Raw genomic sequence first — 13,507 nt, forward strand, 5'->3', positions numbered from 1 at the left:
TCAATTACAGATTTGCGCCGTTTCCGGACCGCAATTGTTAGCGTGAACATCATCACGATGGCCGTGTATCAAGCCATCTTAAAACTTTCATGACGAGAAATGTTCAGGTAAACATGCGCTAAAAAAGGGAACGATCATGGCACGCAGCATTACGGCAATGGAACTGGCGAAACTGGCAGGCGTATCGCACATCACTGTTTCACGCGCCTTCGATCCTTCGGCCTCGATCCGTGCCGAGACGCGCGAGAAGATCCAGCAATTGGCGCGCGAGCATGGTTATGTGCCGAACTCGATGGCCGCGGCACTGAAGCGCTCTCGCTCGGACCTCGTCGCGATCGTCGCGGCATCGCTGTCGCATTACGAATACGACCAGATCCGCCACCTGACCCGGGAATTGCAGGCGATCGGCCTGACCACGCTTCTGGTCAATTGCCAGGACAGCGCCAATGCCAGCGAATTCGTCGGCCGCGCCGCGTCCTATCGCGCCAGTTACGCGATCGTCTATGCCGATGCGATGCCGAATGAGGAGGTCAAGCGTTTCTTCGGTACGTCGCGGCTGATCCTGGTGAGAAACCAGCCGCATCTCGACGGCGACCACATCACGCTCAGGATCGACCCAAGCGCTGCGATCGATGCAGCTGCAGCCGATCTGGCATCCTCCGGACGGCGCAACATCCTGTGGCTGAACGGCGCGCTATCGAGCGCGATGAATGCCAGGCGGAAAGAGTTGTTCCGAACGTCGCTTTCGCGACATGGATTGACTTTCATCGGGGAAGCCCATGGCGATTACCGCTACAATCCGGCATTGCGGGAGATAGAAGTGGCGCTTCAGCAGCGGCCGTCAATCGATGCGGTCATATCGGCCAACGACGAAATGGCCTTCGCCGCCATCGACGCGGTGCGGCAATCGGGCCGACGCATTCCCGACGACGTTGCAGTCATCGGCCATGATGGCTTGGAGATGGCTTTTTGGTCAGCCTATCAGCTGAGCACGATCCAGCTCGACCATGAAGCCTATGCAACAGAGATCGTCAATTTGATCCGCAAAATGGAAGCGGGAGAAAAAGAGGTCCCGCACCAGGTGGAAATTCAGTGCGGATACCGGAAGGGCCAGACGACGTAGGTTGAAGGTCTTGGCGAGATTCCAATCTCCGACCCGCAGTATCGAAACTGCGCGAGATCAAACACCTAACAGCACGTGAAAACGGAATAATGCCGCCGAGATTCATCTGCGTCGCGGGGGCAATGCCAAGGCTTGCAACAAAAAGGCCGCAGCGAAACCGCACCGATCTTTTAACGTATCAAGCGAATTGGCCTCTTCTGTGGAAGGCTGAGCCCACCGAGACTTGTACATTCTGCACAATGGCCAAAGCGCAAATGATTTCCGCTGAGCTTGATAACGATGTGCCCGAAGGCAGAAGCCTTTCTGTGCGTTTACCGGCGTCATGGAAGCGCGGGTGGAAGGCCGGCGCTTTCTTTGCCCGCCCCATTACGCGACATGGATCCCGGCCAATGCGCTGCATGCCTGCCACAACCGAGAAAACGTCAAATTCGTCTCGATCTATATCGATCGCGCGCTTTGCGCCGGCATGCCGGAAACGGCATGTACGCTGGCGCTCAGCCCGTTGATCAAGGTAATCCTTGCCGATTTCGCCGGGCGCCGCATCACGGTACCCGAAACGGAAATGGACCGGCGCCTGGCACTCGTGCTGGTCGATCAGCTGATGCAAGCAGCACGGCGGGAAAGCTTTTTGCCGGTCGCGGACGACGATCTGCTGCAGCCGGTAATCGACGCATTGCAGGCCGATCCAAGTGATCGTCGCTCGCTTGCCGAATGGGCAAGATCACTGCAAACCACGGAAAAGACCCTGTCTCGTCGCTTTCAGGGCCAGCTTGGCATATCGTTCAATGAGTGGCGACAACGGCTCAAACTGGTCGCGTCACTGTCACTGCTTGAAGACGGCAAGTCGGTACAATCGATCGCAAGAAAACTGGGATATGGCAGTTCCTCGGCGTTTATTGCGATGTTCCGGCGGCAGACAGGAACAAGCCCGACAAATTTGCAATCCACAGCAGACAGGAGATTCTTGTAGATTACAAACGGAGTTGTAAGACCTTCAATATTGAGTAATTATAATATTCTTCTACAGCAGAGGATGTCTCGGTTGTCCAAAATCCCCGATGCTATCGATACATATGTTGGCTCCCGGATACGCCAGCGTCGCGTTATGGTTTCGATGAGCCAATCGGCTCTGGCCGATAAACTCGGAATTACATTTCAGCAGGTCCAGAAATACGAGAAGGGTGCGAACAGGGTCGGCGCCAGTCGCCTCCAGCGTATTGCATTCGTGCTGGACGTGCCGGTATCTTTCTTTTTCGAGGGAAGCCCGGACTCGGTGGAAAGTCACGACGAAACACCCGTCGTCGGCGGTCTCTTCTCATCACGTGAGATGATTTCGCTGGCCACAGCATTCTCGGCCATCGACGATCCGCATGTGCGCCAAAAAATCCTGGCATTGGTACGCTCCATCCAAGGCGGTGCCGAAAGCCCTGCTTCCGAAGGCGCTGCTCATAAAGACCTGTAACGACATGCGTTACGTCCTGACCACACTAGGCGGTGGCGACCTAAGTGATGGGAATGAGAACTCGATTCGAGTGCCGGCGCTCTCACTTGTGATGTGTGCGTATCTGTTCGATGCCGGGCGTTCGGTCGCTCGCAGAGATTTGGCACAGCTTCTGTGGCCCGGTAACCCGGACGCAGCATTGACGAACCTCCGGTCTACCCTGCTTCGCACGAACACCGTCGCGGCGGCGCACGGGGTTCCGCTTCTGATCGATCAGTCGTCAGCGGTGGCATTGAATGTTGAAGCTGTTTCCTGTGATTTGGAAATTATCACGCAACCAGCCGGCATAGCCCGGCTTCGGGCTCTCAACGACGCGGTTTCCAGGAAATTCTTTCCCGCCTATGGCGACAGACGTGATGCCATCGGTCAATGGGTGCGCGACATGCGTGCCAGGCTGGCTCAGGAACTGCGCTGCGAATTTCTCCGCAATAAGGCTACGGATGTCGCGGGCGCACGCGCCGAAATCAAGCGCGCTGCGGTGCTATTGCTGGAATGGGACCCCAATGACGAAGACGTGCGATTGGCGTTGGCGCAAGGCTCGTTCCAAGGCATGGGATCTCACACCGGGAATGTCTGGCCGAGACCTCGCGAGGCAGACCGCTTTGCCTCCTCAATAAGCCTAGAACAGCCAGGGCAGGCGCTGCCAAGACAGGCACCTCCAAGAATAGCTCTCTTGCCGCCAGAGCCGCTGGAAACGGTGGACAAAAGCGGATCGGTCGCCAACGCGCTGATCGAAGATCTGACGATCAGCCTGTGCGTCGACAGAACCGTCTCGGTCGTCGCCCCCTATACCGCCGCCAAGATCCGGAATGCCGATAACAAGGCGGCGCTTTTGGAACAGCACGATGTGATCTACGCTCTTGATACCAAGATGAGCGGCGACAGTCTCTTCGTGCAGCTTATCTTCATGCCTAGAGACGAGATCGTGTGGGCCAAGCGATTTCAGCTGGAAGAAGAAAAGATCGTCGCCGGGCGAAATGCCATGGCCGAGGCAATCCAGTCTTCAATCATCCAGAAGGTCGGGATGCTTGCCCCTCTCGATACCGATTTCCGGCAAAAACCTCGGGCTTATCTTTCCTACCTTGGTGGCCTGCGCAGCCTTTCCCACACGACGCTTCCGAATGTGCGAAAGGCAAGGCGGCTGTTTACCGAGGCACTTGAGCATGATCGAGGCTTCGCGGCGGCTCTTGCCGGCGTGTCCCGCACCTTGACCCTGGAATGGGTCTTGACGGCGCAAGGCGATGGAGAGCTGCTGGCTCGAGCCGAGAGGACTGCATTAAAAGCGATCAGCGAAGATTCACGTTTTGCTGGCGGCTTCAAGGAACTCGGCGTCACGCAGCTCTATATGGGCAAGATCGACGATAGCCTTTCTGCTTTGGCTGAGGCAGAGCAGGCGAGCCCGCATTATGCTGACGTACTCAGTAGCCATGCGGACAGCCTCAACCACGCCGGCAAGCCAAAGGAAGCGCTTGGAAAAGCCATGGCTGCGCTCGCGCTCAATCCGATTGCACCCGACACGTATTTCTGGACTGCAGCCGGGGCAAGTTTCTTCCTTGGCGAATATCAAAGAGCGCTGGCATATCTGGACCGGATGGATGACAGTCGTCCGGCCAGCAGGCTTGCTGCCGCGTGCTGGTCTCTGCTAGGAGACACGCCTAAGGCGAAAAATTCACGACTGCGCGTTTTGAGCGAAAACCCTGGTTTCGATCTTGAACGCTGGCTGTCGATGGTTCCGCTGAAGGAGAAATGGCAGATCGAACTCTATCGCGAAGGCCTCAGGAAGGCCGGTTTTTAGAAGGAACTCCATTATGACAAGCATTCTCGTAAAACTGACCGGTGACGACGACCTCTGGTTTGTCGACCTCGAAAAAGGGTCGGCTGTCCTCTACACCGAGCCTCTGTCCGGCAATATCCATCAGGCCGCAGAGTTCAGTGCCGCTGACGGCGCTGCGGTGACGAAAGGCGTTGACCTTGCAATCGCCATACATTCTGCAGTTCCGGCAGCATCCGGCCTGCTCGAAGGCTGAAGTCCTCGTGTGAACACGACTTTGCGGAAATGCCCCCCCGGCGAGACATTTGACAATGTCTCGCCCCATCTGTCGCGTCTTGGCATAACACGCGTGGCCCGTCAGACCGGTCTCGACCGGATCGGTATCCCCGTCTGGTGCGCCTATAATCCGAATGCCAAGGCAATCGTCATTGCCCAGGGCAAAGGAGCGGACGACGACACGGCACGGACGTCGGCGGTCATGGAGGCGGTAGAGCGTGCCGTCGCGACCGTCCCCACCTGCATCCAAAGCAAATTCAGCGCCTCCGCATTACAGAGCATGGGACAACGCTACGATTGTCTGAATGATCTGCTCGCGAGCGGCGCGCAGCCGATCGAAGATGACGAAACGCTGGTCTGGACCACGGCTCGCGATCTCGGCGACGACGGACAGGTATGGGTGCCATACGATGCGGTCCATCTTGATCGCACCGGGCTCTCACCGCGTTTCTGGCTCTCGTCAGACGGCTTGGCCTCGGGCAACGACTGGCACGAGGCGACCTTGCATGGTCTGCTTGAGCGGATTGAGCGCGATGCGACCACGTTGTGGAATATCGAAGGCATGCCGCAGCGACTGTCACGCAGGATAGACCCGCGTGATATCTCCGATGACGCTGTCGCCGGGATGCTTGATGCCCTGCATCGCGCCGGCTTCGACATCGCAATCTTCGACATCACGACCGATCTGGCCATTCCCTGTGCCGCGGCATTGCTGCGGCCTGCGGGGCAGGAGAAAGCGCCCCGGCATGTCGACGTCACTTTTGGCGCCGGCGCGGCGCTCGCCCTTTCGCAAGCCGTATATCGCGCAATCGCTGAAGCCGTACAGTCGCGCATGACCTTTATTGCCGGCGCCCGCGACGATCTGGTCCCGGGCATTTTTGCGAAGTTGGCAGATCCGGATCATCTCGCTGCTTTCAACGCACCCTTTGCCTCTGGTCGGCGCTACGCAAAAGGGTTGTCGGCCGAATCTTCGAAACAAGCCTTGGAGAACCTGGTAAAATCCCTGGCAGCATCCGGGATTACACGCCTTTATGCCGTTGATCTGACACCGGACTGGCTACCGGTCTCTGTCGTCAAGGTGCTGGCGCCGCAGCTCGAAAAACCTGAAGGTGATCGAAGAAACCCCTATGGCGCGCGAGCCCTGTCGAAAGCCTTGTCATGAAGGTCGTTTTTGTTGGACCGAGCCTTGCCGATGCACCCGACCTGGCACGTGGTGATCTGATTGTTCGCCCACCTGCATGCCAGGGCGACGTCATGAAATGTCTTGCCGAAGGCGCCACTGCAATTGGTCTGATCGACGGCCAGTTCGAACATGTGGCGCCTGTCTGGCACAAGGAATTGATATTCGCGCTGTCGATGGGAGTAAGCGTGTTTGGCGCAGCCAGCATGGGTGCGCTCAGAGCGGCCGAATGCCATCCGTTCGGGATGGTCGGTCTGGGGCGCATTTTCGAAGACTATCTCCACGGCAGACGCGACGATGATGCAGATGTGGCTCTGCTTTATGGGCCATCGGAATTGGGATATCCGCCCATTTCCGTACCGATCGTCAATGTGGATGCGACTTTGGAGACAGCACTGCAACGAGACGTGATCGACCCTTCAACCGCGCTTGCTCTCTCCGATGCCGCGCGGTCAATCTTCTTTAAGGACAGGACTTGGCAACGTATAGCAAGCGTTGCCGGGGTGTCAGCCGCAGATATGCGTGCTTGGCTGCGCATTGCATGGACAGACCAGAAACGCTGTGATGCGCTGCTGCTGATCGATACAATCAGGTCCGCTCCCCCACCGTCTTCCCGGCCAAGCTGGACGTTCAACAGCACCCCTCTGTGGCGAGAACTCTACGGTCAGTGACCGCAAGTGTGCGGACCATAAAGACACAGTCGAAGCGTGTGCAACGGATTTGCAACGCGCAGCTACCACCAGTCTATGTCACCTTAGCATCTCAAGACATACGAAGTGGGACAGCAAATGCGTGAGATGGAAATTGAAGGTATCGATCGGCAGGAGGAGATTGCTGCCCTGATCCGTATGGCGGGTTACGCGGCAAACGTCGCCTCCGAGATCGGCGCAGCAAATGCCGCGATCTATCTCGAGGCTGCCAGGGCAGCGCTGCTTACTCTCCTCGAAAGCGAAATTCCGAACCTTCCGAAAGAGCAGATCGAACTCTTGATCGGCCGACCGACCGGGAATTGCTGACACTGAGGTCCGCTGCCTGACGAGCCGTTTGGCAACGAACTTCAGCATCAATCACATCGCGCGCGATAAACTGCCTGAAACCTTGTGGAAACGGCGTATGAAGAAATACCGATTCATCATTCGTGATGCACGCAAACGGGTACTTGCAGACAGCAATATCGAAGAAGTGGATACGGAAACGGCATGCCAGGCCGTAAAGCTGGCGTTTTTACTGTTCACTTCAAAACATGGGTTCCAACCTGCCGCTTCGATCAGGCTTAATGACGAGCGCGGCGTCGAGCTTGCCAGCTTCAGCTTCGGGACCAACGGTCGACATTAACGTCTCGATCGGAATCGAACCAGCAGCCTACCTGTCACCCGGATCTCCTCCTTATCGATGGGCTCCGCATGCGCCAGTATTGCGGAGCGAGGTTTTTGCACGAGGCGAGGCAGGATTGCGCTTTCGTCTGCTCCCTCAAATGGCGAACAGGCATACGTCTCGACGCTTAAGACAGCACGCTCCTCGTAAGCGGCATCGTTCAGGATGGCGAAGCGCGCATTGCTTCCGCCGATGTCCCCGATCTGGATCGGAAAAGGCAGGTTCGGTAACGCTTTGGCTTCAGGACGCGGCGGCAAATCGGCCGAAGGCTCCGCGCGCGAAGCACAGCGGCTCGCCGTCCCGATGGGCTGCCCGCAGGACGCGGCCGACGATGATGGAATGGTCGCCCGCGTCGTAGATGGAGGCCTGCGCGCATTCGAAACGGCTGAGCGTACCGGGAATGATCGGGACGCCTTCCGGATTTTTCTCCCAGCCGAGCTCTTCGAAACCAAGCCCGCCGCGCGTGAAGCGGCCGCTGAGCGCACCCTGATCGGCGCCGAGGACATGGATGGCAAAATGCGTCGCGCCGGCAAAGAAGTCATGGCGCGACGAAGTCTTTGCCGGGGACCACAGGACGAGCGGCGGATCGAGAGAGACGGAGGAAAAGCTGTTGACGGTCATGCCGAGCGGGCCGTTTGGCGTATCGGCGGTGACGACCGTCACGCCAGTCGGAAAATTGCCGAGCGCATTGCGAAAGCTGCGTGCGCTTGCGGCATCGGGAACGAACTGGTGTTCCTGGCGAAGATCTGCGACATCAGGAGCAATCATCACGGTACCTCGTGGCCGATGGCATGGGTATAGAGTTCGAACCACGTCTGCCGGTCGAGAACGACCCGGCTCGCATCCGAAATCGAAGCAATGCGCTGGAGATTGTTGGTGCCGAGCACGGGCAGGATTTTTGCCGGGTGCGCGAGCAGCCATGCGACAGCGACGGCTGCCACATCGACACCCTGCTCTGCGGCGATCCGCGCCATCACGTCCGCGAGCGGACCGCTCTTGGTCATCAGCGAACCACCGCCGAGCGGCGACCAGGCCATGACTGGCATGTCGCGTTCCTGGAGGTAGGCAAGGTCACCATTGGTGAAAGCCGAAGTCGCGGCAAGGCTGAGTTCAATCTGGTTGGTGACGAGCACCGATTCCATGCGCGACTGCAGCAGCGAGAAATCCCAAGGCCGGAAATTCGATACGCCGACGCTGCGCACCTTGCCCGATTCCACCAGCGCATCCAGCGCTGCGCCGGTCTCGTCCGCGTCCATCATTGGATCGGGCCGATGAATGAGAAGCAGGTCGATCCGGTCGGTCGCCATATCCCTGAGCGATGCCTCGACCGAAGCATTGATGTGCTCGGCCGTGGTATCATAATGCTTGACGCGCGCTGCCGCATGCCGGCCAGCCGGGGCAACGATGCCGCATTTCGTGACGATCTCGACCTTGTCGCGCAGCGACGGCGTTTCGCGCAGGGCAGCGCCCAGAACCGCCTCCGCCGTGTAGCCGCCATAGATGTCGGCCTGATCGATGGTTGTGATGCCCTGTGCAAGGCAGGCCTCGATCTTGGCCTGCACGTGGCGGGCAGACGTATCCTTGTCATCGCCGACACGCCACATGCCGTAGACGATCCGGCTGAAGGACAGTTCCGGGGTGATTTCAATGCGATCCATTAGTGGCGCTCTCCATTTGCAAGAGGTGTGGCGGGCGGCGTTGCCGGTACACGTCCATGCGCATGCGGCAGGGAGCAGGTCTTGATCTGCGGCAGAACCTTGGTGCCGAAATGCTCCGCCTCGTCGAGATGCGGATAACCGGAGAAGATGAAGGCGCGAATGCCCATCTTCTGGTATTCTTCGATCGCGCTCAGAACCTGGTCGGTCGACCCGACCAGAGCCGCGCCGCAGCCCGAACGGGCGCGGCCGACGCCGGTCCAGATATTCGGCTCGATATACCCGAACTTGTCGGCGAGTTCACGGGCCCGGGCCTGATGCGCGACACCCAGCGATATGCTGTCATGGGCGCGATTGCGGATCAGCTGACCGTATTCGTCGTCGAGCTTGGAAACCAGATGCTGGGCATATTCCTGCGCTTCGGCCTCCGTATCGCGAACGATCATGTGGATGCGCAGACCGTAATCGAGCGTGCGACCATGCGCTTCGGCGCGGGCATGTACGGCGCGCATGCGCTCGGCGAGCTGATCCTTGGTTTCCGGCCACATCAGATAGACATCGCACTGGGCACCGCACAATTCCAGCGCGTCCGGAGAATAGCCACCGAAATAAAGCAGCGGCCCGCCATTCTGCTGGTAAGGTCGCGCCGGCTCGGTCGAGACGCCCTTGAACTGATAGATTTCGCCATCGTGATCGATCGTATCGCGGGTCCAGGCCTGACGCAGGATCTCGACCACCTCATGGCTGCGGCGATATCGGTAGGCGCTGTCGGCGACTTCGCCCGGAAAATCGGAACTGATGACGTTGAGCGTGAGACGGCCCTTGAGCATGTGATCAAGCGTCGCGACGGTGCGGGCAAGCATGATCGGCTGCATCTCGCCGCAGCGGATTGCCGCCAGAAAATTGATCTTCTCGGTTATCGGCGCGCAGCCGGCGACGAAGCTCAGCGTATCCTGCCCCACCTGGTAGGAGGACGGGCACAGGATGTTGCGAAAACCGAGCCCCTCGCTCTTGCGCACGATATCGGAGCAATGATCCCAGCTTGAGCGCAACGACCCGTCCGGGACGCCGAGATAAGCATAATCGTCAGAACACAGCGCAGAAAACCACGACACCTCGGCAGCATCGAGATCTCCAGAGGTCACAGGCACAACGGTCATAAAATTCCTCCTCACCAGCCATTTGCCTATTTAACTATCACCCGGAATACAGTAAATCAATGATGTATCAATTTTTTACGCCTCTCTCATAAAGGCCCTGCAAATGAAGAGTTCTCGCGGAAGTCTGCCCATGTATCTCCAGATTGCGGAGACGCTGGTGCGCGATATTTCGGCCGGTCGCCTGATCGACGGCGAGAAACTGCCGCCGGAACGCGATATGGCTGCCGATCTCGGGATCGCGGTCGGAACGCTACGCAAGACACTGGCAGAACTGCAGACGCGCGGACTGCTGGAACGGGTGCAGGGCTCGGGCAATTACATCCGCGCCATGACCGATCCGCAAAGTGTCTACGCGATGTTCAGGCTGGAACTGATCACCGGCGGCGGATTGCCGACGGCACAGATCCTGGAAGTCGGCCGTTATCCCAAGCCGGATGACCTGCCGCCCTTTGGCGCATCGCAGGAAGGTCACCGCATTCGCCGGCTGCGCCGCATTGCCGGCAAGATCGCCGCGATCGAGGAAATCTGGCTGGACGGTTCCTATGTCGAAACCATCGCCAGGGAAGATCTGTCGGAATCGCTGTATCTCTACTATCGGACGCGGCTTGGCCTCTGGATCGCCAAGGCGGAAGACCATATCGACCTCGGCCGCGTGCCGGAATGGGCGCCAGAGACATTCGGCCCGAAACCCGGCACAATTCTCCCCCATGTATTGCGCGTCAGTCATGCCCATGACGGCAAGACCGCAGAGGTTTCTCATACCTGGTACGACCATTCCGTGGCACGATATGTCAGCCGCCTTCGCTAGGCTGATACACGACGTCAAGTCCGACCGGCTACACGGGAAATTTCGCAAAATTAAAAGAATTATGTTTTTATACAACAAATTCAATGCAAAAATTTAAATTTCAAAAAAGATAAATAGAATTGATACACTATTGATTTCTATCAATCGGTGCGTATGCTTTGAACCATGAGGAAGCTCGGTGCGATGTTGCGCTGGGTTTGGGAGACATCGATGGCTTCAGTTAGTCTGAAAAAGCTCGACAAGAGCTATGGAGCACTGCGTATCGTCAAGGGCATCGACCTTGAGATCGCGGATGGCGAGTTCGTGGTTCTCGTGGGGCCTTCAGGGTGTGGCAAGTCAACGACCCTTCGCATGATTGCCGGCCTCGAAAACATCAGCGGCGGCGAAATCCTGATCGGCGACCGCGTCGTCAACAGACTGCCGCCGCGCGAACGCGACATCGCCATGGTGTTTCAGGACTATGCGCTCTATCCGCACAAGACGGTCCGCGAGAACATGGGCTTCAGCCTGAAGGTGCGCGGCATTGCCGGGACCGAGGCGAAGAAGCGGATCGACGAGGCAGCAGAGATCCTTGGAATCTCTCATCTGCTCGACCGGCGGCCGGGCCAGCTGTCAGGCGGCCAGCGCCAGCGTGTCGCCATGGGCCGCGCAATCGTGCGGCGCCCGCAGGTTTTCCTGTTCGACGAACCGCTTTCCAATCTGGATGCGAAGCTGCGTGGGCAGGTCCGCACCGAGATCAAGCGCCTGCATCAGCAGATCGGCACGACCATCGTCTACGTGACCCACGACCAGGTGGAAGCGATGACGCTTGCGGACCGGATCGTCATTCTGCGTGGCGGCGAGATCGAACAGGTCGGCACGCCCGACGATGTCTACAACCGTCCGCACAGCGTCTTCGTGGGAGGTTTTGTCGGCTCGCCGGCCATGAACTTCGCCGGCGCCTCGATCAGCGGCGAGCGGCTGGTGTTCCGTGACGGCAATTTCCTGCCGGCCGGCGCCCTGAAATCCGGCCACTCTGCCGCGATGGAAGGCCGCGAAATGATGGTCGGTATCCGGCCGGAGCACTTTGTCCCGGCAACCGCGTCCGACATCCAGATTTCGGTCAAGGTCCAGGTGGTCGAGCCGCTTGGCTCCGATACGCTGGTACATTTTGCGATGGGCCAGGAAGTGCTCACGGCCCGCATGCCGCCGGATATCCGCTTGCGTCCCGGCGAGGACCTGAAGCTCGGCGTCGATCCATCCAAGGTACATCTGTTCGACGCGGCATCGCAAAAGGCGGTCGCATGAACTCTAGGCGCGGCGGAGGACCAGGCCGCGCAGACTTTATAACAACAGGGAGGGTTATTATGAACAGCAAGTCACTCAAGGGCTTGGCGCTATGCGCCAGCATTCTCGGTTTTTCGATCCCGGCTCATGCCGCCGACACGGAGCTGAAGATCTTCGTCTCGAGCCAGCATCATCCGGAAGTCTGGCGCAAGACTTTCGACCAATACGAGGCCCGCACACCGGGCGTGAAGATCACGATCGAGCCCGGCGGCAATACGTCGGAAGCGCAGGCGCAATATCTCAACACCGTCATGTCGGCCAAGGATACGACGCTCGACGTCCTGATGCTCGACGTGATCCGGCCGGCGCAATATGCGGCCGCCGGATGGACGAGCGAGTTCCAGGCCAAGGATATCGAAAAGTTTCTGCCGACCTATACCGAGGCCAATACCGTCGACAAGAAGGTGGTCGCAGTGCCGGCCTTCGCCGATGCCATGTTCCTCTATTATCGCAAGGACCTGCTCGACAAATACGGTGTCCAGCCACCAAAGACCTGGGATGAACTGGCCGCAGCGGCCAAGAAGATCACCGAGGGAGAAGGCCGGCCGGATCTGCAGGGCCTGTCCTTCCAGGGCAAGGCGATCGAAGGCGCCGTCTGCACCTTCCTTCTGCCCTACTGGAGCCAGGGCAAGACCCTGGTCGAAAACGGCAAGCTGAATTTCGACCACGCAGCAGCCGTCAAATCGCTTTCGCTGTGGAAGAGCTTCGTCGATAACGGCGTTGCCAAGAAGAACATTTCGGAAGTGGCGACGGATGATACCCGCAAGGAGTTCCAGGCAGGCAACGTCGTATTCGCCATCAACTGGTCCTATGGCTGGTCAAGCTTCCAGGGCAAGGATTCCGCAGTTGTCGGCAAGGTTGATGTAGCCCGGCTGCCGGCCGTTGCCGGTGGTGATCAGGCAACTTGCCTTGGCGGCTGGGAATTCGGCGTATCGGCTTATTCCAAGCATCAGGAAGAAGCCAAGAAGTTCGTCGGCTATATTTCGAGCCCTGAAGTGTCGAAATACATGGCGGTCAACGGCGCCCTGCTGCCGACCTATGCCGACCTCTACACCGACGCGGACGTGGTCAAGGCCGCGCCCTGGTTCGCCAATGCGCTTCCGGTCGTCGAGACGGCAAAGGCCCGCCCCGTCACCCCGCGCTATAACGAGGTGAGCGAGACGATCCGCACCACGGTCAACGCGGTTCTGGCCGGCGTCACCTCCCCTGAAGAGGGCGCAACCCAGATCGAGGCCCGCCTGAAGCGCATTCTCAGGTAAGCCGAGCGCCCATCTAGGACCTAATCCCGCGCCCGATCGCTTCGGCCGTGGCGCGGGACAGGGCGAGAGCCCTG

16 protein-coding genes are annotated in these 13,507 nt (G+C 58.8%); 12 read left to right on the top strand and 4 right to left on the bottom strand.

All coding sequences use genetic code 11. The annotated features are described in order from the left end of the window. The first annotated feature begins 136 nt into the window (after positions 1 to 136). The 9 genes from FHW37_RS30865 to FHW37_RS30905 all read left to right on the top strand — a co-directional run bounded on the left by FHW37_RS30865 (position 137) and on the right by FHW37_RS30905 (position 7,186). Positions 137 to 1,123, top strand: coding sequence for a LacI family DNA-binding transcriptional regulator (locus FHW37_RS30865; RefSeq protein ID WP_145643398.1), 987 nt, complete (start codon positions 137 to 139; stop codon positions 1,121 to 1,123). Positions 1,124 to 1,589: 466 nt separating this feature from the next. Next, a complete protein-coding gene (locus FHW37_RS30870; RefSeq protein ID WP_246691015.1) occupies positions 1,590 to 2,093 on the top strand; it encodes a helix-turn-helix domain-containing protein in 504 nt (167 codons plus the stop codon). A gap of 63 nt (positions 2,094 to 2,156) precedes the next feature. Then, on the top strand, positions 2,157 to 2,585 hold the full coding sequence (locus FHW37_RS30875) for a helix-turn-helix domain-containing protein (protein WP_145643456.1): 429 nt from the start codon (positions 2,157 to 2,159) through the stop codon (positions 2,583 to 2,585). Positions 2,586 to 2,589: 4 nt separating this feature from the next. Next, positions 2,590 to 4,419, top strand: coding sequence for a hypothetical protein (locus FHW37_RS30880; protein ID WP_145643400.1), 1,830 nt, complete (start codon positions 2,590 to 2,592; stop codon positions 4,417 to 4,419). A gap of 13 nt (positions 4,420 to 4,432) precedes the next feature. Continuing rightward, the gene (locus tag FHW37_RS30885; protein WP_145643401.1) at positions 4,433 to 4,651 is read left to right on the top strand and encodes a hypothetical protein; all 219 of its coding nucleotides are present in this window, start codon (positions 4,433 to 4,435) and stop codon (positions 4,649 to 4,651) included. Positions 4,652 to 4,660: 9 nt separating this feature from the next. Then, positions 4,661 to 5,833, top strand: coding sequence for a YcaO-like family protein (locus FHW37_RS30890; RefSeq protein ID WP_145643402.1), 1,173 nt, complete (start codon positions 4,661 to 4,663; stop codon positions 5,831 to 5,833). Next, complete coding sequence (locus FHW37_RS30895; protein ID WP_145643403.1) at positions 5,830 to 6,522, top strand: TfuA-like protein; 693 nt, start codon at positions 5,830 to 5,832, stop codon at positions 6,520 to 6,522. The genes FHW37_RS30890 and FHW37_RS30895 overlap by 4 nt, the downstream gene beginning before the upstream one ends. Positions 6,523 to 6,639: 117 nt before the next feature. Beyond that, entirely contained in the window at positions 6,640 to 6,867 is a 228-nt protein-coding gene (locus tag FHW37_RS30900; RefSeq protein ID WP_145643404.1) for a hypothetical protein, read from the top strand. A gap of 28 nt (positions 6,868 to 6,895) precedes the next feature. Next, entirely contained in the window at positions 6,896 to 7,186 is a 291-nt protein-coding gene (locus FHW37_RS30905; RefSeq protein WP_186458490.1) for a hypothetical protein, read from the top strand. On the opposite strand, the gene FHW37_RS34735 is transcribed toward FHW37_RS30905, so the two are convergent. From FHW37_RS34735 to FHW37_RS30925, 4 genes are read right to left on the bottom strand one after another with little or no spacing between them, the layout of a single operon-like run. Beyond that, positions 7,183 to 7,482 (bottom strand): glucokinase, encoded by a 300-nt coding sequence (locus tag FHW37_RS34735; RefSeq protein WP_186458491.1) that lies wholly within the window; start codon positions 7,480 to 7,482, stop codon positions 7,183 to 7,185. The two genes, FHW37_RS30905 and FHW37_RS34735, sit on opposite strands and share 4 nt — an antisense overlap. Then, positions 7,466 to 7,993 carry a flavin reductase family protein gene (locus FHW37_RS30915; protein WP_145643407.1) on the bottom strand — a complete coding sequence of 176 codons (528 nt, stop codon included), beginning with the start codon at positions 7,991 to 7,993 and terminating at the stop codon, positions 7,466 to 7,468. Before FHW37_RS30915 ends, FHW37_RS34735 begins: the two co-directional genes overlap by 17 nt. After that, positions 7,993 to 8,883 carry an aldo/keto reductase gene (locus FHW37_RS30920; RefSeq protein ID WP_145643408.1) on the bottom strand — a complete coding sequence of 297 codons (891 nt, stop codon included), beginning with the start codon at positions 8,881 to 8,883 and terminating at the stop codon, positions 7,993 to 7,995. The genes FHW37_RS30915 and FHW37_RS30920 overlap by 1 nt, the downstream gene beginning before the upstream one ends. Continuing rightward, positions 8,883 to 10,040 carry an LLM class flavin-dependent oxidoreductase gene (locus FHW37_RS30925; protein ID WP_145643409.1) on the bottom strand — a complete coding sequence of 386 codons (1,158 nt, stop codon included), beginning with the start codon at positions 10,038 to 10,040 and terminating at the stop codon, positions 8,883 to 8,885. The genes FHW37_RS30920 and FHW37_RS30925 overlap by 1 nt, the downstream gene beginning before the upstream one ends. 103 nt (positions 10,041 to 10,143) lie before the next feature. Between FHW37_RS30925 and FHW37_RS30930 the strand changes: the two genes are divergently transcribed. From FHW37_RS30930 to FHW37_RS30940, 3 genes are all read left to right on the top strand, one after another. Then, positions 10,144 to 10,848, top strand: a complete 705-nt coding sequence (locus FHW37_RS30930) for a GntR family transcriptional regulator (RefSeq protein WP_145643410.1) — start codon at positions 10,144 to 10,146, stop codon at positions 10,846 to 10,848. Between the two features lie 210 nt (positions 10,849 to 11,058). After that, a complete protein-coding gene (locus FHW37_RS30935) occupies positions 11,059 to 12,135 on the top strand; it encodes an ABC transporter ATP-binding protein (RefSeq protein ID WP_145643411.1) in 1,077 nt (358 codons plus the stop codon). Positions 12,136 to 12,194: 59 nt separating this feature from the next. Then, positions 12,195 to 13,433, top strand: coding sequence for an ABC transporter substrate-binding protein (locus FHW37_RS30940; RefSeq protein ID WP_145643412.1), 1,239 nt, complete (start codon positions 12,195 to 12,197; stop codon positions 13,431 to 13,433). Positions 13,434 to 13,507: the final 74 nt, after the last annotated feature.

Origin of the sequence: Neorhizobium alkalisoli, from assembly GCF_007829835.1 — a bacterium.
Taxonomy (GTDB): Bacteria; Pseudomonadota; Alphaproteobacteria; order Rhizobiales; family Rhizobiaceae; genus Neorhizobium.

Coding starts and splice junctions, on each gene's coding strand:
- FHW37_RS30900 (WP_145643404.1), top strand. CDS start 6,640: ATGCGTGAGATGGAAATTGAAGGTATCGATCGGCAGGAGGAGATTGCT.
- FHW37_RS30880 (WP_145643400.1), top strand. CDS start 2,590: ATGCGTTACGTCCTGACCACACTAGGCGGTGGCGACCTAAGTGATGGG.
- FHW37_RS30940 (WP_145643412.1), top strand. CDS start 12,195: ATGAACAGCAAGTCACTCAAGGGCTTGGCGCTATGCGCCAGCATTCTC.
- FHW37_RS30865 (WP_145643398.1), top strand. CDS start 137: ATGGCACGCAGCATTACGGCAATGGAACTGGCGAAACTGGCAGGCGTA.
- FHW37_RS30895 (WP_145643403.1), top strand. CDS start 5,830: ATGAAGGTCGTTTTTGTTGGACCGAGCCTTGCCGATGCACCCGACCTG.
- FHW37_RS30930 (WP_145643410.1), top strand. CDS start 10,144: ATGAAGAGTTCTCGCGGAAGTCTGCCCATGTATCTCCAGATTGCGGAG.
- FHW37_RS30885 (WP_145643401.1), top strand. CDS start 4,433: ATGACAAGCATTCTCGTAAAACTGACCGGTGACGACGACCTCTGGTTT.
- FHW37_RS30935 (WP_145643411.1), top strand. CDS start 11,059: ATGGCTTCAGTTAGTCTGAAAAAGCTCGACAAGAGCTATGGAGCACTG.
- FHW37_RS30915 (WP_145643407.1), bottom strand. CDS start 7,993: ATGATTGCTCCTGATGTCGCAGATCTTCGCCAGGAACACCAGTTCGTT.
- FHW37_RS30870 (WP_246691015.1), top strand. CDS start 1,590: ATGCCGGAAACGGCATGTACGCTGGCGCTCAGCCCGTTGATCAAGGTA.
- FHW37_RS30925 (WP_145643409.1), bottom strand. CDS start 10,040: ATGACCGTTGTGCCTGTGACCTCTGGAGATCTCGATGCTGCCGAGGTG.
- FHW37_RS30875 (WP_145643456.1), top strand. CDS start 2,157: ATGTCTCGGTTGTCCAAAATCCCCGATGCTATCGATACATATGTTGGC.
- FHW37_RS30920 (WP_145643408.1), bottom strand. CDS start 8,883: ATGGATCGCATTGAAATCACCCCGGAACTGTCCTTCAGCCGGATCGTC.